25 protein-coding genes are annotated in these 20,147 nt (G+C 42.3%); 20 read left to right on the plus strand and 5 right to left on the minus strand.

Annotated elements, in window-relative coordinates:
- Positions 1–41: 41 nt before the first annotated feature.
- Genes ACMXYS_RS07585 through serS form a run of 3 tightly spaced genes read left to right on the plus strand, consistent with a single transcriptional unit; the run spans position 42 to position 3,034 of the window.
- Positions 42–1,337, plus strand: a complete 1,296-nt coding sequence (locus tag ACMXYS_RS07585) for a replication-associated recombination protein A (protein ID WP_415898240.1) — start codon at positions 42–44, stop codon at positions 1,335–1,337.
- A gap of 22 nt (positions 1,338–1,359) precedes the next feature.
- On the plus strand, positions 1,360–1,731 hold the full coding sequence (gene crcB, locus ACMXYS_RS07590; protein WP_415884872.1) for a fluoride efflux transporter CrcB: 372 nt from the start codon (positions 1,360–1,362) through the stop codon (positions 1,729–1,731).
- A 28-nt stretch (positions 1,732–1,759) separates the two neighbouring features.
- Complete coding sequence (gene serS, locus ACMXYS_RS07595) at positions 1,760–3,034, plus strand: serine--tRNA ligase (RefSeq protein ID WP_415898126.1); 1,275 nt, start codon at positions 1,760–1,762, stop codon at positions 3,032–3,034.
- A 73-nt stretch (positions 3,035–3,107) separates the two neighbouring features.
- Here the strand turns inward: serS and ACMXYS_RS07600 are convergent, their stop codons facing one another.
- Positions 3,108–4,076 (minus strand): integron integrase, encoded by a 969-nt coding sequence (locus ACMXYS_RS07600; RefSeq protein ID WP_415898127.1) that lies wholly within the window; start codon positions 4,074–4,076, stop codon positions 3,108–3,110.
- Positions 4,077–4,421: 345 nt separating this feature from the next.
- On the opposite strand from ACMXYS_RS07600, the gene ACMXYS_RS07605 reads away from it, so the two are divergent.
- The 9 genes from ACMXYS_RS07605 (at position 4,422) to ACMXYS_RS07645 (ending at position 9,037) form a co-directional block, all read left to right on the plus strand.
- The gene (locus tag ACMXYS_RS07605; RefSeq protein WP_415898128.1) at positions 4,422–4,913 is read left to right on the plus strand and encodes a hypothetical protein; all 492 of its coding nucleotides are present in this window, start codon (positions 4,422–4,424) and stop codon (positions 4,911–4,913) included.
- Positions 4,914–5,042: 129 nt separating this feature from the next.
- Positions 5,043–5,351, plus strand: coding sequence for a hypothetical protein (locus ACMXYS_RS07610; RefSeq protein ID WP_415898129.1), 309 nt, complete (start codon positions 5,043–5,045; stop codon positions 5,349–5,351).
- An 87-nt stretch (positions 5,352–5,438) separates the two neighbouring features.
- Complete coding sequence (locus tag ACMXYS_RS07615; protein ID WP_415898130.1) at positions 5,439–5,714, plus strand: hypothetical protein; 276 nt, start codon at positions 5,439–5,441, stop codon at positions 5,712–5,714.
- 74 nt (positions 5,715–5,788) lie between these two features.
- Positions 5,789–6,145 (plus strand): hypothetical protein, encoded by a 357-nt coding sequence (locus ACMXYS_RS07620; RefSeq protein WP_415898131.1) that lies wholly within the window; start codon positions 5,789–5,791, stop codon positions 6,143–6,145.
- Positions 6,146–6,226: 81 nt separating this feature from the next.
- Entirely contained in the window at positions 6,227–6,568 is a 342-nt protein-coding gene (locus ACMXYS_RS07625) for a hypothetical protein (protein WP_415898132.1), read from the plus strand.
- A 96-nt stretch (positions 6,569–6,664) separates the two neighbouring features.
- Entirely contained in the window at positions 6,665–7,111 is a 447-nt protein-coding gene (locus ACMXYS_RS07630) for a hypothetical protein (RefSeq protein WP_415898133.1), read from the plus strand.
- A 29-nt stretch (positions 7,112–7,140) separates the two neighbouring features.
- Complete coding sequence (locus ACMXYS_RS07635) at positions 7,141–7,614, plus strand: hypothetical protein (RefSeq protein ID WP_415898134.1); 474 nt, start codon at positions 7,141–7,143, stop codon at positions 7,612–7,614.
- 537 nt (positions 7,615–8,151) lie between these two features.
- Positions 8,152–8,736, plus strand: coding sequence for a hypothetical protein (locus ACMXYS_RS07640; protein ID WP_415898135.1), 585 nt, complete (start codon positions 8,152–8,154; stop codon positions 8,734–8,736).
- A gap of 130 nt (positions 8,737–8,866) precedes the next feature.
- Entirely contained in the window at positions 8,867–9,037 is a 171-nt protein-coding gene (locus ACMXYS_RS07645) for a hypothetical protein (protein ID WP_415898136.1), read from the plus strand.
- 394 nt (positions 9,038–9,431) lie between these two features.
- Here the strand turns inward: ACMXYS_RS07645 and dksA are convergent, their stop codons facing one another.
- Positions 9,432–9,839 (minus strand): RNA polymerase-binding protein DksA, encoded by a 408-nt coding sequence (dksA, locus tag ACMXYS_RS07650; protein WP_415898137.1) that lies wholly within the window; start codon positions 9,837–9,839, stop codon positions 9,432–9,434.
- Between the two features lie 209 nt (positions 9,840–10,048).
- On the opposite strand from dksA, the gene ACMXYS_RS07655 reads away from it, so the two are divergent.
- Positions 10,049–10,927: a DMT family transporter gene (locus tag ACMXYS_RS07655; protein ID WP_415898138.1), complete on the plus strand. Its 879-nt coding sequence runs from the start codon at positions 10,049–10,051 to the stop codon at positions 10,925–10,927.
- 15 nt (positions 10,928–10,942) lie between these two features.
- Here the strand turns inward: ACMXYS_RS07655 and ACMXYS_RS07660 are convergent, their stop codons facing one another.
- Together ACMXYS_RS07660 and ACMXYS_RS07665 are read right to left on the minus strand one after the other, a co-directional pair.
- Complete coding sequence (locus ACMXYS_RS07660; RefSeq protein ID WP_415898139.1) at positions 10,943–12,232, minus strand: diguanylate cyclase; 1,290 nt, start codon at positions 12,230–12,232, stop codon at positions 10,943–10,945.
- A gap of 69 nt (positions 12,233–12,301) precedes the next feature.
- Positions 12,302–13,132 (minus strand): AraC family transcriptional regulator, encoded by an 831-nt coding sequence (locus ACMXYS_RS07665; RefSeq protein WP_415898140.1) that lies wholly within the window; start codon positions 13,130–13,132, stop codon positions 12,302–12,304.
- A gap of 151 nt (positions 13,133–13,283) precedes the next feature.
- On the opposite strand from ACMXYS_RS07665, the gene ACMXYS_RS07670 reads away from it, so the two are divergent.
- From ACMXYS_RS07670 to ACMXYS_RS07700, 7 genes are all read left to right on the plus strand, one after another.
- Positions 13,284–13,760: a YHS domain-containing (seleno)protein gene (locus ACMXYS_RS07670; RefSeq protein ID WP_415881952.1), complete on the plus strand. Its 477-nt coding sequence runs from the start codon at positions 13,284–13,286 to the stop codon at positions 13,758–13,760.
- 5 nt (positions 13,761–13,765) lie between these two features.
- Entirely contained in the window at positions 13,766–14,104 is a 339-nt protein-coding gene (locus ACMXYS_RS07675) for a thioredoxin family protein (protein ID WP_415881951.1), read from the plus strand.
- A gap of 1 nt (position 14,105) precedes the next feature.
- Complete coding sequence (locus ACMXYS_RS07680) at positions 14,106–14,396, plus strand: DUF2282 domain-containing protein (protein WP_415881950.1); 291 nt, start codon at positions 14,106–14,108, stop codon at positions 14,394–14,396.
- Between the two features lie 21 nt (positions 14,397–14,417).
- Positions 14,418–15,329, plus strand: coding sequence for a DUF692 domain-containing protein (locus tag ACMXYS_RS07685; RefSeq protein WP_415898141.1), 912 nt, complete (start codon positions 14,418–14,420; stop codon positions 15,327–15,329).
- The gene (locus ACMXYS_RS07690; protein ID WP_415898142.1) at positions 15,319–16,086 is read left to right on the plus strand and encodes a putative DNA-binding domain-containing protein; all 768 of its coding nucleotides are present in this window, start codon (positions 15,319–15,321) and stop codon (positions 16,084–16,086) included. Before ACMXYS_RS07685 ends, ACMXYS_RS07690 begins: the two co-directional genes overlap by 11 nt.
- A 41-nt stretch (positions 16,087–16,127) precedes the next feature.
- On the plus strand, positions 16,128–16,610 hold the full coding sequence (locus ACMXYS_RS07695) for a DoxX family protein (protein ID WP_415898143.1): 483 nt from the start codon (positions 16,128–16,130) through the stop codon (positions 16,608–16,610).
- An 89-nt stretch (positions 16,611–16,699) separates the two neighbouring features.
- Entirely contained in the window at positions 16,700–17,155 is a 456-nt protein-coding gene (locus ACMXYS_RS07700) for an HPP family protein (RefSeq protein WP_415881946.1), read from the plus strand.
- 3 nt (positions 17,156–17,158) lie between these two features.
- On the opposite strand, the gene ACMXYS_RS07705 is transcribed toward ACMXYS_RS07700, so the two are convergent.
- Complete coding sequence (locus ACMXYS_RS07705; RefSeq protein ID WP_415898144.1) at positions 17,159–19,825, minus strand: EAL domain-containing protein; 2,667 nt, start codon at positions 19,823–19,825, stop codon at positions 17,159–17,161.
- Positions 19,826–20,147 lie beyond the last annotated feature (322 nt).

Below are 20,147 nucleotides of genomic sequence, written 5' to 3' on the forward strand. Positions count from 1 at the left end.
TATTTTCCCAAGCGCCTGCATACGAGCCATTAGCGGCTCGTATGCGTCCAAGAACACTGACCGAATATATTGGTCAGTCTCATCTATTGGGGCCAGACAAACCACTAAGGAGCACATTAGAACAGGGCGTTGCCCATTCTATGGTGTTTTGGGGGCCGCCAGGTGTAGGGAAAACAACGCTCGCAAAGTTGATTGCTCATCACGTTGATGCACACTTTATAACACTTTCTGCTGTTTTATCGGGCGTAAAAGATATTCGTGTCGCGGTAGAGCAAGCAAAACAGCATTCGATGCAAAGTGGACGCAAAACGATCCTCTTTGTGGATGAGGTTCACCGCTTTAACAAATCCCAGCAGGATGCCTTTCTACCTTATGTAGAGGACGGCACTATCATCTTTGTGGGTGCAACCACAGAAAACCCATCTTTTGAGTTGAACAACGCCTTACTTTCGCGTGCGAGGGTATACACCCTAAAGTCACTTCAAGAGTGTGAAATTCTTGAGGTGCTACAACGGGCAATTAACGACAGCGACAAAGGACTGGGTAATAGAAACTTCCAGATTACTGACGATATGTTAGCGCGTTTAGCGCAAGCTGCGGACGGTGATGCTAGACGCTCCCTAAACCTGTTAGAGATCGCAACGGATTTAGCTGAAACGCAAGCGGATGGTACTGAGCTGATTAATGAAGAGGTTCTCACTGAGGTATTGCGATCAACGGGGCGTCGTTACGATAAACAGGGCGATATCTTTTACGACCAGATCTCTGCGTTTCATAAATCCGTTCGAGGCTCATCGCCAGATGGGGCTTTGTATTGGTATTGCCGAATGCTGGATGGCGGTTGTGACCCGTTATATATAGCAAGACGGCTGGTGGCGATTGCCTCCGAGGATATTGGCAATGCCGATCCACGCGCTATGCAAGTTGCCTTATCAGCATGGGATGCCTTTGATCGCGTTGGGCCTGCAGAAGGTGAAAGGGCAATAGCGCAAGCCGCTATCTATTGTGCTTCTGCGCCAAAGAGTAATGCTGTTTATCAGGCTTTCAATCAATGCATGGCAGATGTTAAGGCACAGCAAGGCTATGAAGTGCCAGTTCATCTTCGAAATGCGCCAACCAGCTTGATGAAAGAGATGGGCTACGGTGATGAATACCGCTACGCGCATAATGAACCCGACGCTTATGCTGCTGGAGAATCTTATTTACCGCCAGAAATTGCAGATCAGCAATGGTATCATCCTCAAGAAAGAGGCTTGGAGCTGAAAATAGGTGAAAAATTACGTCACCTTAAACAGCTCGATCAGCAAAGCCCACTCAAACGCTATTCAGGCGAATAACCGCAGGGAAAAGGATTAGGGGATGTTAAATCTCATCGCAATTGCCATTGGTGGTGCAACGGGTGCATTAGGTCGTTACTGGGTAAGTAGCTTACTGAATAATGCCGAGCATCGTATCCCTTACGGCACCCTAACTTGTAATGTGGTTGGCTCCTTTTTGATGGGCGTGTTATTTGTTCTAATTCTAGAAAAATCCAAACTCAGTCCAGAGATGCGACCGCTATTAATGGTTGGTTTCATGGGCGCATTCACAACTTTTTCTACTTTTTCGTTAGAAACTGTCGCAATGCTGCAGCAAGGGCATATGATGTCGGCTGCGATTTATATATTATTAAGCGTTCTACTGTGTTTGGTTGCCATGTATGGCGGCCTTTGGTTTACACGCTTGTTCTAATCTTTATACATAGGTGTTTTAAAAGCTCATGCTCGACGCAAAAATTGTCCGTGCTAACCCGGAAGAAGTAGCACAGCTGCTGAAGAAAAAAGGTTTTGAATTCCCGGTTGATCAGTTTGTTGAGCTGGAAAACCAGCGTAAACAGCTTCAGGTTGAAACTGAGAACCTACAGAGCGAGCGAAACACACGATCGAAAGGCATTGGTAAAGCAAAAGCTGCTGGTGAAGATATCCAGCCATTGCTAGCAGAGGTTGCTGATCTGGGTAACAAGCTGGATGCAGCTAAAGATGAGCTGAATAACCTTCAGGACAACTTGGAAGAGCTACTTTCTGGCGTACCAAACATCCCAAGCGATGAAGTACCAGAAGGTGTCGACGAAGAAGATAACGTAGAAGTACGCCGTTGGGGTACACCGCGTGAATTCGATTTCGAACCACAAGATCACGTTGCGCTTGGTGAAAAGAGCGGCGAACTAGATTTTGAAACGGCTGCTAAACTGACCGGTTCTCGTTTCTCTGTAATGACTGGCAAATTGGCGCGTCTACACCGTGCGCTTATCCAGTTCATGCTAGATACACAGATTGAAGAACACGGATACACAGAAACTTACGTACCGTACATGGTTAACGAAGATAGCCTTCGTGGTACCGGTCAGCTACCTAAGTTTGGTGAAGACCTATTTAAAGTACCGTTCGGTGATCGCCAGTACTACCTGATCCCAACGGCAGAAGTACCAGTAACAAACATCGTTCGTGACGAAATCGTTGATGCCGCTCAGCTGCCAATGAAGTACACAGCGCACACGCCTTGTTTCCGTTCTGAAGCGGGTTCATCTGGTCGTGATACACGCGGTATGATCCGTCAGCACCAGTTCGAAAAAGTTGAGATGGTACAGATCGTTGAGCCATCAAAATCTTGGGATGCGCTAGAAGACATGATCCGTCATGCTGAAGCCATCCTACAGAAACTAAACCTTCCATACCGTGTAGTAACACTATGTGGTGGCGATCTAGGCTTTAGCTCCGCTAAGACTTACGACATCGAAGTATGGTTACCAGGTCAGGATAAGTACCGTGAGATCTCTTCTGTTTCTAACATGACCGACTTCCAAGCGCGTCGTCTTAAAGCGCGTTGGAGAAACCCAGAAACAGGCAAACCTGAGCTTCTGCACACGCTTAATGGTTCTGGCCTAGCGGTTGGTCGTACATTGCTAGCAGTTATGGAAAACTACCAAACTGCAGATGGCAAGATCCAGATCCCAGAAGCCTTGCAATCATACATGGGCGGCAAAACTGAGATCTAATCTCAGATTAATTAAGAAAAACACGCTTTATAAGCGTGTTTTTTTTGGTCTAAATTATGGGTTGATTGTTAGTTTACTCAAAATTAAGCCGTTCTAAGGGGCTGTTGGTACCCGCGTAATGCAGACCTAAAACATGGGTATAAATCTGTGTGGTTTTAACATCGTTATGGCCTAGCAGTTCCTGTACCGTACGAATGTCTCTGCCTTCTTGTAATAAATGTGTCGCAAAAGAATGTCTGAATGTATGGCAAGTAATTCTTTTGTCCGTAATGCCAGATTCTATTACTGCCTGACGTAAAGCTTTGCCTATGACGGTGTCATGCAAGTGATGGCGGCATTGGTCTGTAGAGTCTGGATAGCAGCAAATGCTGGTGGAAGGGAACAGATACATCCACTTATGCTGCCTAAAGCCATTGGGGTACTTTTTATTAAGCCCATGTGGCATAGAAGGGCCAATACCACGTTCATTGTCTTTTATCTGAATTTGTTTGGCTGTATCAATTAGCTTTTTAAGTTCAGGCCTTAACGATGGGCTTAGTAAGGTTTTTCTATCTTTGTTTCCTTTTCCATCTCGAACCGTTAATGCATTTTGCTCTAAATCCACGTCCTGAATTCTTAATCTTAAGCATTCGTTTAATCTTAGCCCGCTGCCATAAAGGAGCTTCAAAACAGTCTGATTTCGCCCTGACGTACATGAAATGATTTTTTGAACTTCAGCGGGTGTTAAAACGGTAGGTAAGTGACGCTGTTTTGTTGCGTAACGAAAGTTAAGATCGCCCAACGGGCGATTAAGCACCTTGTGATAAAGGAAAACGAGAGCGTTTAAAGCAACTTTTTGAGTATTAATCGCTACAGATCGGTTTTCCGCCATACTGGATAAATAGCCTTTTACCTCTTCTGCACCCATGGCTTCGGGGTGTTTCTTCTTATGGAAGTAGATAAATTGCTTAATCCAGTAGATATAAGTTTTCTCGGTACGAATGCTGTAACCACGTAACCGAATTTCCTTGCGTACTTTATTAAGAAAAGGGCTCTTAGTCATACCAATTACCTCCATGTAATATATGTATAAATATACAGTATATTTATGGGTTGGCAAATTAAGTGACCGAATTAGTCAATTATCGATGTGTTAATTGCTTGTTTTACTGCCTAGATTAAGTTAAAAAAGTAAGTAAATCAGACAGATGGAAGTCTAGCTGGGGTAGATACACGGACCCCCGTATATCAATTGATATAGCGCATGCGCGGTTTGTCACGGAAGAATCTTTAGCATTTCAGAATTATTCCTTCCTTTTCAATTTCTTACATCTGTTATTAAACAAATACGGTTAGGGTAGATATACGGACCCCCGTATATACAAATGTTAGGGCTACAAAGGAAACTATGAGCGTACCTGAACACAAGCGAAAAGCCGCGATAAAAGGACTTTCTTTGAGACCCGAAGTCATCAAGCTTTTGCTGAAATCAGAGGGGTTTGGTGAGCTTTCTCGGTATTTTGAACAGCCTGATTACTTCTACGCTAGAGGCTACCCAGAGAAACCAGGCTATTGGCCAGAGCTTAAAAATAGGGAGCTTCTTCCTCTATGGGAATTCTCAGAGGAAATATATGCGTTGGATTTGCTTTCCGATAAACTGGTTTTCTTTAACATTGAGTGCCCCAGTGAATACGAACTTCTCAATTCTATTGACCAGGCAATCTTTAAAATGATCGAGCTTCATACTTGGGAGTTTGGCGGAGAAGAAACAGAAATAAGCGAAGCAATCGATTTTGCTGAAAAAGTAAAACTTCCAAACATTTCGGGCTTAACTAGTTTGTTTGCTCGTTATTTGGAATGTACGGAAGATATGATTTCTGAATTCCGGCAATCAATATGAGTAATAAAAGCCCTAACAAGCGCATTAAGTGAAGGGACTGCTAACGCTTGGCTCAGTTCCGCTTCGCTTCACAATTATAGCCAAGCATTATCAGCCCCTTATGCGGGCGTTATGTTTTATGAGGCCTAAATGTTAAAGAAGGTTGCCTTTCTTTTTATCGTAGTTCTCATGCTTGTGCTTGCTGTAAATCCTAGTTACAGATGGTTATTAGTAAATGGTGTTCCTGCATACCAGTGTGCATCAAATGGAGTAGCTACTGAAAATTGTCAGTGGTTTGTTGATTTTGTTGTCGTTGGCGAAGAGGAAGGGACAATATTTCATGAGCCAAATAGTAGCTTTATGTACGGTTACTCTAAGACAGGAAATCTAGTTAGTAAGCATGGTTATGAATGGAAGCAAATCATTGGTCCTTGGTATGTGCTGCGGTTTGAGACATAACAAGTTTGTTAATAATCGCCCTTCGGGCTGGACCGCAAACTGCGCTGCTTCGCAGCAATGCGGCCTATTACAAAAGCGTTAAATGCCATGAGTATGAATAAGCAAGGGTGCCCAATTTGTGGTTTTTCAGATCTTACAGTTCTCGATGAGTTCAATTGCACTACATTTGAAATCTGCGAGTGCTGTGGCTCTGAATCAGGCCTGGAGTATGATCAGCACTCAAGTGCAGAGAGTCTTGCCAAGGTCCGTCGTGAGTGGGTAATTGATAATAAATGTGAGTGGTGGGGTGAAAAAGAGTCTATTCCAGAAAATTGGAACCCCAAAAAACAAATGGAGCTTGCCGGCATTGAAATCCCTCAGTAACGGCCAGCATTTAACAAGTTGCGCAAGCGGGACAAAATGCTGCGCATTTCGCCCCTTCGCAAGGCGTTAAAAGTATGAAGAACGAATACGCACAGTATATGATTTCGTGGATCGATAAGATTAATCCACAATTTCAATCTCCTATTTCTGATTCGTATGCAGAGTTGAAAGCATACTGGCTGGGTTCAGGCACTGACTTCGATGAAAACGAAATGAAGGAGAAGTTGTGGTCGTGGGTGGATGGTAATGGCGGACCAAGAATAAGCGGTGATAAAGAAATGGCTGTAGCACGTATGGTGCTATGCCTTGCGTACAAAGACCAAGAAACGATTGGTGAGCTCAAAGGTGTTGGGTTCTTCGAAGATTTATTAGAGCAGTATGGATATTCTAGGTCTGAAATTAATAGTACCTATGAGCAGCAAAGCTTTTAACAAGCGCAGGCATGTGATTGCAAAACCGCTGGCGCGCTTTTACAACACATGCTACGCGCGTTATGTGTCATTAAGGAAAATATGGAAACTGTAATTTGCTATCGGCCTACTGGCCAAAAGGAATTGGATTTGGTTGCCGAATCGGGTTACAAGAAATGGCCTCCTCGTTTACCAGAACAACCAATTTTCTACCCAGTCACTAACTATGAATATGCAGTTAGGTTAACTCAATGGAATGTAACAGACTTTGGAAAAGGGTATGTAACCAAGTTTGCAGTATCCAAAGAATTTATGGATAAATATCCTGTGAAGTGTGTTGGAGATAAGGAGTGTTTGGAGTGGTGGGTTCCTGCGGAAGATCTCGACGCTTTAAATGCCCAAATTGTTGGTGAAATAGAAGTGATTTATGAAACTGACACATAACAAGTTTGTTAATAGTCGCCCTTCGGGCTGGACCGCTAAATGCGCTGCTTCGCAGCAATGCGGCCCATTACAAAAGCGTTAGGTGTCAGTACAACTATGGAATGGTTAAAGAAGCACAAATATTATTTTTACATCGGTTTGTTTTGCCTGTGGCTGGTCTCAGGATATTTAATTCAATTAATCCCAGGAGTAGGTCCAGTAGTAACCAGTGCAGCTGAGCTTAACTCTGAATATCCGGAATATAGCTTCAGGGTGACATCTTCTACAGACGGTTACATCAAAATTAGGGCAGAAGGTGAAGCTAGTGCAGTGTTATCTGAAGAGGAAAGGAAAGCTTTAGCCCAAGAAATTGAATCTAAGGTTAGGAGTATTTTTCAAACAGACATGGAGAAGGTAATAGTTCATTTTGTATCTAAAAATGTTCTTTTATCCGTTGTATCCGGAGAAAGTGATACCGGAGTATATTCATATAGCTTTCCTTCGTCTGAGGAATCAACACCTAACAATACAAGCCAGCCGACGCATTCTGCGCGGCAGCTTTAAGCGTTAACTGTAACTAGCGGATCTGCATAATGCATTCTATAGCAGCAATAATTGCTAAAAGTGAAACTACAAAAGCATTGGATGAACGTTTTGTGTTGGCTAAATCCATTCAGCTTCCTCAAGGTTTTGGCATGGTGCCCTTAACTGAAGCTTTAATTGAAGATATAACGGAGCTGGGAGCTAATTCTAGTGTTCCACATGAAGAGTTTGAATATCTAAATATATCAATTGTCCAAGTTCTGGAGGAACTCTCGTTTAGTGGATTAATTTGCTACGTTGAAACGGAATATTTTGGTGGAGATGGCGGCCAATCTAGTATCGCTTGGGATAAAGGTAAAGTAATCTACGGCCCTACTATAAGTTTAAACGGGAATTTAAATCCCATTAACGACGCTCTAAAAATTTTAGGGGTTCAAGTATTAACCCTACACGATGAGTTTGACGAAATTGGTCTCGGTAGGAACAGGTCGACAGATAAATGGTTCGAGCATGGCCACAGTTAACAAGGCCATTAATTTGACCACTTTACGCTGCGCTTCAAGCGGCAAATTATGGCAACGTTATGCATCATGGAGGGGTAGTTGAAGTGCTTCGGATTCAAATATATCTAGGAATCATTGTTTCTATCCTTGTATGTTTGAAGGGAAGCATATTTAGCGGTGGTTTTTATACTTCGAACAACCTCGGTGAAATGATTTTAGGAACATTACTTTTAACGTACTCTGTCTTTCATCTTTATTTTCAAAGTAGGTTTGATGCAGGTAAATATGTAATTCTTGTGTTTCCAGTCTTATATATTTCGTTTCTGTATTGTTTTATTTCTTCTTGGTATGGGTTCGTTAAAGATTGGGCTCCGTATGACCCTCAAGAAGCGATTAGTAAAAGTGTTACTTATTACAGTTGCTTAATTTTTATAGCTGTATCTGGTTTTTATAGTGTAAAAAAAGGTTATAAGAAGAATGTATAACAAGCAGCTCAAATATGACGCGCTTTGCGCGCCACTTAGCTAAGCGTTAGAACAAACTCAGAATGGAAAATATATGGAATCGGGGCATATCACCTTAGACTCCCTTTACCAACATGTTAATCATGATCCATGTTTTCAATCTATTGATGGCCAAGGAAAAACAGGTAGAGAATATGCGGCGCTTGCTACCAAGCTAACTAGCAACATTCCAATTCAACAAGGTTTTTATATTTGGGGTAATTACGAGAAAAATAGTCTTTGGAGAACTATCTACCTAGGAAAGGCTAGCTCAGGAAAAACAAGCTCCCTGAAAGCTCGAATTCTTGAAGAACTAAAAGACGAACGAATATTTATGTGGGCTGATTCACAGCCTAATCTAAATAACGCTGAATTAATGCGTCTTGCACTAAATCAGTATCCTAGAAAAGGACTTGATAAACATTTTTCGCGAGCTCTGAGAAAGAAAGGTACAACTCATATCATCTGGGTTTCAACGCCAGATATTTTGAAGGACGAAATTCTGAATATAGAAGCAGATCTTATTGAAACAATGAACCCTTTTGCAAACTCAATGCGTCCAAGTCCAAGTTCTGGGTTATTAGATATTACTATAGAAATTATTAAACGCTTCAAGAGTGAAATTCATGGGCTTCGTTGACCTTAAATTCTGACAAAAAATATTTGACGCCTACTATGCGCATGCTGGCGGCGTTAAACTGGCGAATCACTATGAAAGCTAATCATCAAGTTCACTATTTAGAAATTGTGACTTCAGAAGTGGATAAGATTTGCAAATCTATTCTAAAACACTAAATGTATCGTTTGGTGATGCCATCGCCGAACTAGGTAATGCTAGAACCATTACTTTAGCTGACGGAAGTACCCTCGGTATTAGGATGCCTATGCATGATGCCGAAGAACCTACAACACGGCCTTACTATCTAGTCTCTGATATTTAAAAGGCTGTAAGTGATGCTGAGCAATCAGGCGCAGTGATTGCAGTTCCTCCAATGGAAATTCCTGATCGCGGTAAGTGCGCGATCGTCATGTTCGGTCAAATCCAAAGTGGTTTCTGGCAGCTTTAATTTCTGATGTTAAAGAGTATCTAAAGAGGTTTCGTTTGGTAATGGCCTTGTGATCTTTGCTATTGATAAACCATTAAATTTATTTTGTTAAGTTAGTTGAGGTGCCGATAGCGAATTGATCGTGTGAGGGCCAGGTCGAAATCGGCAGTGTTATTAAGTGCTTAGGCGGTGATAGCTATTTTTAAATATAGGAGTAGATCAACCGACATTTCTTGGTGTTGAGCTAATTCATTTTTAGCTTAATTTGAGTAGCCAGCCATATTACTATTTATTCGCGAAATAAACGCTCATTCGATTCACGGACCGCTTTGATGTCTGCACAATACTCTGCAGTAGGGCGGAGTAGTAGGCGTTTAATACCGATCTCTTCACCAGATTCTAAGCAGTAGCCATATTCGCCATTTCGAATGCGGGCTAGGGCGGTATCGAATTTGGGAAGTAACTTACTTTCGCGGTCGACAATACGTAGGGCAATACGAGATTCTTCTTCATATTGTGCGCGGTCCGCATCATCATTCATCTCAGGACGTTCATTCAATTGTGCTTGTGCGTTTTGAATGTGTGCGATGGTTTCTTGCTTTTGTTGTTCTAAGAACTCTCGGAAAAACTCCAATTGGCTGTCATTCATATAGTCCTCAGAACTAGCATTGAAGAGCTCTTCTTTTGTTATTGCCATGCTTTCCTCAAACAATTGATCTAAAAAATAATGGGTTATGTTATATCATTTATTTGAGGGGGCGTGGAAATTTTATGTAGTCAGAATGCATGGTTTATTTGTAGGAATACAGAACGGTAGTGCAATTCAAAAAATAGAATCTTACATAGATAACTCTAGTGAATTTCCATGGTATGGTGATCTGACTTTAAGTTCTGGATGTGTAAGTCATGATTAAGAACGATGTAAAGGCCCTTAAAGTCTTTCTATATACGTCAATAGCTTTGATAGCTTTTGCTGGTAATTCTGTGTTGTGTCGTTTGGCGCTAGGGGATGAGGCTATAGATGCAGCGAGTTTTACAACAATTCGATTACTTTCAGGGATTGTTATGCTGTTAGCTATATTCAGCTTCATGCACAGAGGTAAAACAAATACCGCTAAAGGTAGTTGGAAAGGCGCGTTTTATCTTTTTGCTTACGCTATAACATTCTCGTATGGCTATATCACCTTAGAGACAGGAATAGGCGCTTTGGTGCTATTTGGTTCAGTACAGATCTCCATCATTCTTATTAATATGTTTAAAGGAAATAAACTTCATGCAATGGAATGGGCAGGAACCATCGTTGCGTTTGCAGGGTTTGTTTATTTGATATTCCCGAGCTTAGCGACCCCCTCGGTTGTTGGCTTTGGTCTAATGACGATGGCGGGCGTGGCTTGGGGTTTTTACACGCTAGCGGGCAAAGGTTCTACTAATCCTCTTGGGGATACGACCTTTAATTTTTTACGTACACTGCCCTTTGTTCTTATTCTTGCTTTAGTCACTTTACATGATATGTCTTTATCTAGTGAAGGGATATGGTTGGCAATTCTTTCCGGCGCACTTGCTTCTGGTATTGGCTACGCGATCTGGTATCAGGCTTTAGGCTATTTATCAGCTATTCAAGCTGCAGTTGTTCAGTTGCTTGTTCCAGTGATTGCTGCAGTAGGTGGTGTTGTCTTTGCTAGTGAAGAGATTACGTTGCGTTTAGTTATCGCTTCTGTAGTAGTTTTGGGTGGGATTATGATTGTTATCGTTGGAAAGCAGATGTTGGGAAGGGCAAAGCAATAAATTTGTTTATCGATTCTAATACGACTGGCTAACTAAACTGTTGCGGCCATTTTCTTTAGCTTGATATAAATGTTTATCCGCTCGTTGGTAGAGATCGCTGATCTGGGTTTTATCGGTGAGCGTTTGTGTACAGGATAAGCCCATGGATACAGTGATATAGGGAGCTGCGGTGTTTTCCTTATGAGGGATCTCTAATTTCTCTATTTCTAGTCGAATGCGATTGGCAAAAATATCTGCTGACTCTTTGCTTTCTTGGGTGAATACAACGGCAAATTCTTCTCCACCGACGCGGAAGCAGTAGTCCTCTCCTTGTCGGATATTATCTTTAAGTGCTTGGCTGATTTTTTTAAGGACATCATCGCCTTTCAGGTGACCATAAGTGTCGTTATACGCTTTGAAATGGTCGACATCGAGTATCAGTAAGCAAAAGTAAGTTTTCTGTCTTTTGGCGCGCTCTAGGGCTGCCTGGGATAAGTATTGGAAGTTACGGCGGTTAAATAGATCGGTTAGCGCGTCGGTGACTGCAAGTTTTTCAATTTTTTCTTCTAGGGTACGGGCCTCAGTAATATCTATATGTACCCCATTCATACGAATGGCATTTCCTTCATCATCTCTGAGGAATACTCGGCCGACATCATGTATCCAGCGCCACTTCCCATCGCCACAGATCATACGGAATTTTGCGTCGTAAATTTCGGTTTCACCATTAAGGTGTTTTTCGATTAATTCAACCGTTGGCTCTAGATCTTCGGGGTGAACGATAGAGGACCAGCGCTCAAGACCATTAATGACTTCAGAAAATAGCGCATCGTCTTCTCTGAACTCTTCATCTCTATATCTCTTTTGAGTGACCCAAGTTTTATTAGCGATGATTTTGCCTTGTTGTGGGTAGAAGTCCCAACAACCTATATTGGCTCCATTAACAGCATCGTCTAGGCACTTGATTGTTTCTTGGTCTTGCTCAATCTGAGCTTTCATCTCTTGCTGCGAGGTAACATCAGAAAGGGTGCTTAAGATATTCTCCCCATGTTTTACTAAGCGCATCTCGAAATGTTGATTGTCTCGTTGATAGTAAAAATAAGCGGGTTGGTCAGTAGTGGTTTGAGAGCACTGTTTAAATAGCGCCTTTAGCTGTATAGCTTGTTCTTGATTAAACAGGTCGAATATGGAGCAGTTTTTTAATGTACTTTCAGATAAACCACGAAACTCTAACTCTTTACGATTGAAGAACAGGTAGTGACCTTCATCCACAGTTAGTTCTGCAATACCTTGTGGTTGTTGATTGAGTATATCTAAAAGGTTCATTGCGACTCAGGTACAAATTGCGACTGCAAGTTCCAATTTATTATAGGTGGCGTTTATATGCCAGCCTGATTATTTGGGATTTAAATAGCTTTTTACCCATTGCTTAGGTGTCACACCAAAGTGCTTTTTAAACACTTTGGCTAATGAGGAGGAATTTTCGTAGCCTACCTGGTTGGCAACTAGGCCCACGGGGCGATTATTTTTAAGTAACCCTTTGGCCAACGCCATTCTTAGTCCGGTTACATACTCCATCGGTGCTTGTCCAACCGTATCTTTAAAGAGGGCTGCAAACTTAGAGCGAGACATTGCTGCGCTTTCTGCCATCTCTTCAACTGTCCATTCATATTCTGGTTTATCTTTGATCTGTTGCATTAACTTGTGAAGCAGAGGATGAGAGTCGGCCGCTATTAAGCCTAATTCAACTGTCCCATTATCAATAACATAACGAAGTACTTGCACCATAAATACATCGCACAATCGGTCGATTATTAATTGTTTGCCGTGTTGCTCGTCAAATGCTTCTGCAAAGATTTGATGAGCTGTGTTTGAAATCGAACCTGCTTCCTCTATATGGAGACAGAGAAATTTAGGGAGATAGTTAGCTAACAACTTTTGATGAGCCGGAGGGAGCTTAACTGTGGCACAAACCAGTTTGGCATCTTCTGATGGAGCTATTGTAAGTTTGTGGTTGGTTCCGCTCGGGAAAAAAATTACATCACCTGTATGTAACTCAATGATGTGACCTTCATCAGTCGTCAGTGTTAACGACCCTGATTCTAGAAAGTGTAAGTATCCAGATTCCTTGTCGTCATCAAAGCCGGTGATACCGCAGAGGCTACCACTGAAAAAAACCTCGGCATTGATCTCTAGGTTTTGTAGTAATTTGCTCAGTGTATCCATATAACCTCCTTCTTTGGACGATTGGCTCTTTTTGCTGGATTTAGAGCGGCCTTTCCCTCGGTAGTTCCCCGTAATCTATATCTCAAGAACAGCGCAACATATTTACCAATATGTATGAGTGTTCATTAAACCATTAACCGAGGAAAAAGAAATGAAATTTACAAAGACTTTGAAATTAGCAACAGCAGCCGGCGCACTTCTTCTAAGTAGCATGAGCTTTGCGGCCTCTGTAAATATTGGCACTAACGATGTTGCTATTCATGGTTATGACCCTGTTGCTTACTTCACTAACGATAAAGCGGTTGAAGGCTCTGCAAAATTTACCGCTACGCATGATGGGGCAATTTACCGTTTCGCAAGTGCTAAAAACCGTGACCTATTTAACGCCAATGCTGACAAATACGCGCCTCAATATGGTGGTTACTGCGCAATGGGTGTTGCGCTAAACAAAAAGTTAGATGTTGATCCACAAGCGTTCCACATCGAAAACGGCAAGCTGTACCTGAACTTGAACAAAGATGTTCAGAAAAAATGGCTTACAGATGTACCTGGTAACCTAAAAACTGCAGACCGTATTTGGGCGGGTATTGAAGATCTGTCTGTAGCTGCAGCGAACGCTGAAGACTAATTCTTATGCCTGAGTCGAGACTTACGTTTTCAGAAAATGGACATGAGTACTCGCAACCTTTAGCGCTGATCTGGTTCAGCGCTAAATGGTGCGGTCCCTGCCAGCAGATGATTCCTGTGATTAATAGTTTGGCAGAGCGATATGCCGGTGAACTTAAAGTTTTAAAAGTGGATGTAGATCAGCAGCAGGAGTTAGCTGCGAAATTCACGATTAGAGCGGTTCCCACGTTAGTACTCTTGGCAAAAGATAAGGCGTTGGATCAGCAGGTGGGATCGATGCCATTAAAGCAACTTGATGAGTGGGTTGCACAGCATTTATCAATTCAGAAAGAACTGGAGAAGTGAAATGGATAATAAACAACGAATTGCTACAGCAGCCTTAGCCGTTGCTCTGACTTCTATCGCCACTGTGCCTGCAGCTCATGCCGGCGGTAAAGAGAAATGCTACGGAGTTGCACTAGCTGGACAGAACGATTGTGGCAACTTGGCAGGTACACACTCTTGTGCGGGCCAATCCAAAGTGGATAACGACCCAGGTGAGTGGAAGTTAGTCGCTAAAGGTACTTGTAAAGATATGGGTGGGCTACTGAAAGCTGAAGCTAAGAAGCGTTATCAGGAAGCTCAGCAGAACTCATAAGGTTTAATCAGGAGAGAGAAGATGTCCAGTTTAAGCACAGCTAATAATAGCGATGAACGAGGTTTATCAAAGATTGGAGTCGGGTTGCGTCACCCTCACTATAAGGAGGCGTTACTAGGGACATCTTCCATTGATTTTGTGGAGATACATGCGGAGAACTTTTTTGCCGAAGGTGGAATGCTACCTGAGTTGTTGAGTGATATAGCCCTTCAATATCCAATCAGTCTGCATTCGACTTCCATGGGCTTAGGTTCAGCCGTGGGTATTAACGGAGATTATCTGCAACGTTTAAAGCAACTGTCACAGCAGATTAACCCCATATTGATCTCCGACCACGCTTGCTTCACTTGGAGCAATATCAATGGAAAATCTGTGCATGCTGGGGATCTTCTACCTCTTGAGTTTACGCAACAGAGCTTGCAGGTAATGGTTGATAACGTGAATCAGGTCCAGCAGTTATTAGGGCGTCAGATTTTAGTTGAGAACTTATCTGCTTATGTGGAATTCAACTTTTCTGATATGAGTGAAACCGAGTTTCTATCTCAACTGGTAGATAAAACGGGATGTGGCTTATTGGTGGATCTCAACAATTTGCTAGTAAATGCGCGCAATTTTAGTGATCAAAAGCCATTAACTGTAGCCCGAAAGTGGTTACGAGAAATCCCTGCTAATGCTGTGGGCGAGATCCATCTGGCAGGTTTCACCAAAGTGAAAGAGGGTGAATTGATCATTGATGATCACAGTCAGCCAGTATCACCTGAATGTTGGTTGCTCTATCGCGATGCGGTTGCCTTGTTTGGTGCAGTTACCACCCTAATCGAATGGGATAATAATTTGCCTTCTTGGAGCACACTGCTTGATCAAGCTACAAAAGCGAGATCTATCTCCACGGAAGTTCACTATGACACTGGGAGGCTCTCTTATGCTGTCTGATTCTACATTGCTCGTTCGTCGTCAAGCAGCATTGATGACGTTAATTTTTTCGAAAGATGAAAGTGATACAGCGACTGACCGAATAAGTCAGGGGTTAAAAATTTATCAGAATAATCTCCTGATGACTGCGGCAAGAGCGATCTCCTTGAAGTATCCAGTACTGGAGAAAATGGTGGGTAATGAGACGATTATCGCTTTTACCGATCAGTTACTTAAAAAAGAGTTACCTAATACAGGGGATTGGGCGGATTGGGGTGTGATGTTGCCCGCGCTCATCTCAGAAAGTCCTCTGGCTGATGATCATGCCTATCTGTCGGAGGTCGCCCGTTTAGAGTGGTTTGTATATCAGGCCGCGAGAGAAAAGGTTACGCACATAGAAGTTGAGACACTTTCTAGTTTAACTGAAAGTGATTTGGACGCTGTCTCACTTCATCTATCGCCGACTTTACAGGTCATGGAAAGCCATTTTCCTGTGTATGAATTATGGAATTTACATCAGGTACCAGAGGGCGGTGAGGTCGATGAAGGTGAGCTTTATCGCTTGCTGGTGGGAAATTCGGCTCCTCATTATTCAATGGTATTTCAACAGGATTATCACGCACGTCTTAAAACGCTAACGGTTCAAGAATATGCGTGGTTTAAAGATGTTCTGGCAGGCATGAGTGTTGAGCGCTTATTAGGTAAGCACCAAGAGATTGATTTTGTTAGCTGGATTGAACAGGCGATAAGCCAGCAATGGTTGGTTGCCATCAAGTAAACCGAGATTCAGTTATTAAAGGTTTTTGAGAGGTTTGAGAGATGATTTCTATTGTTAGTAAGTTTTATAAAGGTTATTTAGCTGGAGAAGGTAAATTGGCTAAAACACATGATCTTGTATCGTTAATTGCTCGCTTTTATGTAGCGCAGGTGTTCTTTAATGCCGGTCTGACCAAAATCCAGGATTGGGATACGACCTTATATCTGTTTGAAGAGGAGTATCAGGTTCCATTTTTACCTTTTGAAATAGCGGCTTATTTGGGCACTTTAGGCGAGCTGATTTTACCGATTTTGCTAGTCACTGGTATTTTGACACGCTTTTCTGCTGTGGGTTTATTTTTTGTGAATGTAGTTGCTGTGATTAGTTTGGTAGAAATTGCACCAGCAGCACTGTATCTACATTACATCTGGGGACTCGTGCTTGCGCAAATTATTATCTACGGAGGTGGTGTACTTTCTGTCGATCACGTTTCCAACAAATTTCTTCTTAATCGCCACAAGGTTGAAATGGAGCCGACCCTATAGGCTCTATTTATCGGTACTCGTAAAGGGGAGGTGACTGAAAAAATCAGTCACTTCTTTGCTGAAAAATTTCACTTTTTATTGAGGTTAATATGAAGCAGATCACTACATCCATCGTTGCCGGATTTGGCGCTGCTGTTGCTATAGGTTTGTTAGCCCTGCTGGAAACATCATTTAAAGACATTGCGTTTTTAATGGCGCCTTTTGGGGCAACTGCTGTGCTGGTATTTGGGGTGCCGCATAGCCCTTTGGCCCAGCCGAAAAATGTGATTTTAGGACATTTGATTACTGCCTTTATCGGCATTTTCTTTAGCCAGTTTCTTGAAGTGAATCCGCTAACTCTGGCCATTGCGACAGGACTTGGTGTGAGTGCTATGTTGTTGAGTAAAACAACACATCCGCCGGCGGGTGCTAATCCAATCTTAATTATGTTATCCAGTCAGGGGTGGGCCTTTCTAGTAACACCAGTTTTGATTGGCTCGATTATGATTGTGCTCGTGGGAAAGATTTTTCAGCAGACGCAGACAAGATTGCAGCCTGCTGAATAATGGCTAACTACAAGGCTGTTTAACTTGTTTAGTTAGCATGGTTTCAAAGACATCGGGTGTGACGGGTTTACTAAAATAGTAACCTTGGGCCATATCGCAGTGTTTATTCTGTAGTAAATTCATCTGCTCTTGAGTTTCTACCCCTTCCGCAATAACTTTTAAACCAAGGCCGTGAGCCATATCGATGGTGGCGTAAACTAGCTCTAAATCGGCAGGGTCGACAGAGATATCACTGATAAAACTACGATCGATTTTGAGGGTGTCAAATGGATAACTTCTCAAATAACTGAGGGAGGAATATCCAGTACCGAAATCATCCATAGATATGCTGACGCCTTGCTCATTGAGTTTTGCAATCGCTTCATCAATATCCGCGTGTTGTGCCATTAATACACCTTCGGTAATTTCTAGCTCTAGGTTAGAGCCGAGAATTTGATGTGTTGTCATCTGTTCAGTGATGTAGTCGATCAATTGAGGGTCTCTAAACTGACGCGGTGATAGGTTGATAGCAATATGGAATTGCGGCAGCAATGTTTTGATCCAGTGACTGCTCTGATGCATCGCTTCCTTAAGTACAAACTTACCGATGTTTACGATTAAACCGGTGTTTTCGGCAACGGGAATAAATTCAGAAGGTGGTATATTTCCTAATGTTGGAGAGTTCCAACGTAACAACGCTTCTGCACCGACAATTTGTTGTGTTTTAAGGTCGATCACCGGCTGATAAAGAACATGTAGTTCCTTGCGATCAAGGGCATTGTGTAATTGCTCTTCTAACAATAATCGGCGTTCTGCTCCAATGTTCATCTCTTCTGTGAAATAGTGGTAGCTATTACGACCTTGAGCTTTAGAGTGATACATTGCCGAATCGGCATTACGTAGCAGTTCTGCAGGATCAGTTCCGTCACTCGGGTAAACCGAGATCCCGACACTCATGGTCAGCATGATCTCTCGGCCATCCACATTTAGTGCTTTGCGGAATTGGGAAACTAGATTTTGAGCTATAGGTTGAGCTTGTTCAGCACTTTCTAAATGATTAAGTAATACAATAAATTCATCGCCACCCAAACGGCCAACGGTGTCAGTTTCTCTGACCGATTGTTCTAATCGTTTGGCTGCTTCAATAAGAATCTTATCACCAGTGGCATGTCCTAGGGTGTCATTGACTTTTTTGAAGTCATCCATATCAAGAAAAAGAACAGCGACGGAGTGCTTCTTTCTTCTTGCTTCTAAGAGCATGGTTTCCAGACGGTTCAAGGATAAGAAACGATTAGGTAGGTTGGTCAAACTATCAAAGTGCGCTTGATGAAGAATCTTTTCTTCTTGAGCTTTTTGTTGCGTGATGTCCTGTTTAACGGCCAGATAATGTTTAGTTTTACCTTCAGCATCATAGACTGGGGCAATATGGGCTTGTTCCCAGAAAATTTCTCCGTTTTTTCGTTGGTTTTGGAATTCTCCACGCCATGCTTTACCTTGAATAAGATGTTGCCATAACTCTGCATAGCGACCGATTGGTGTGCGGCCAGACTTTAGAATTCTAGAATTTTGACCAAGAATCTCTTCTTTTTTGTAACCCGTGACATTCTCAAAGGTTGAGTTAACGTACTCAATTTCGCCATCAAGAGAAGTAATCACAACAGAGACAGGGCTCTGTTCTATGGCTTGAGAGAGGGTCAATATATGTTCTTGGGCCTTGCGTTCTTCGGTTATGTCGCGGCTTATACCAACCAGACCTTGCAGTTTGCCATCCGTATCCCAAAAGGGCATTTTGAGTGTGTTTAATAGAATTGGTTCTCCTGATTGATTGTCACTCCATTGTTCTTGGTTATTTGAACTTAGTTGTTCGATAACATCATTTTCTTCTTGTTTATTTTTAACTGCTTGAGCCTCTAAAAATAGCTCATAGTCAGTCCGACCCGTAATTTCGTCTTCGCTTTTACCCGTGAAATCTTGGAAGGCGGTATTACAGCCAAGGTATTTACCTTGTGTATCCTTTATAAAAATATGGTCGGGTAACGCGTCAATTAGGCCTTTTAGTAGACCTCGTTCTCGATTGAGCTTTTGACGGCTAATGAGCACCTCCCGTTCTGCTTTTCGTCGATCTTGTTGCCTGCGAAGAATAAGCCCAAGTAACATCGTACCGATCGGGTAGAACGTTAGAATAGTGGGTGCAATCGCAGCAATTATTTTGAAACGCAATTCGGCAGGCATAAATAGGATGAGACCGAGTACAACGACTTGTACCAATAAGCCTAAGAGGTACAAGCGCCACCAATTGAGAGGTTGTTGGTATTTATCACTTAGATAACGCCAAGATAATCCTACAGCGGCTGAAAAAATAATAACGGCTGAGCCGACATAAATGCCTGCTCCTCCCTGAAAAATACGTAGACTGACAGCCATGACTACAGCTATACAGGTCGGGACGATTCCAAAGAAAAGGCCACATAAGCTAATTAACACCCAGCGAGCATCAAAAAATACGCCTGGTTCTAATTCCCAAGGGGTTAACATGACTGCCATAGCAAGCAGCCCAACTAATACACCAGAAACGCTGTCACGAAGTAAGCGATGCCGAATGTTTTGCAGACCAAGTGAATCGTAAACGATCCCCATTGCAAGCAGTAAAGCAACGTTGTTAATTAGACCTGTAAAACTAGATGTTTCCATGAATACTAATCTTCTCTCACTACCGGGGCGCTATAGGGACAAGCTTCGAAAACGGATCTGCCTAATACCCATACTAATTATACGTTTATAAGAATAATTTTAGAAATATTAAAGTGTTAGAACTGAGGCAAACAATACTTTTTAGTATCTAACCAATACGACTATAAAGCTCAATGGGCCAAGTTATAGGTTATTTTGCGTATCCAACATCACTTTAGCGAACATTCATCAGAATGCCTTCGTTATTCGTCAAAGATATTCGTCAAACATATTCGTAGGTTTAGTATAGATAGAAAATCAGTTTATGCTGGACGATTTGTTG

Origin of the sequence: Neptuniibacter sp. QD57_21 (assembly GCF_047778075.1) — a bacterium.
Taxonomy (GTDB): Bacteria; Pseudomonadota; Gammaproteobacteria; order Pseudomonadales; family Balneatricaceae; genus Neptuniibacter.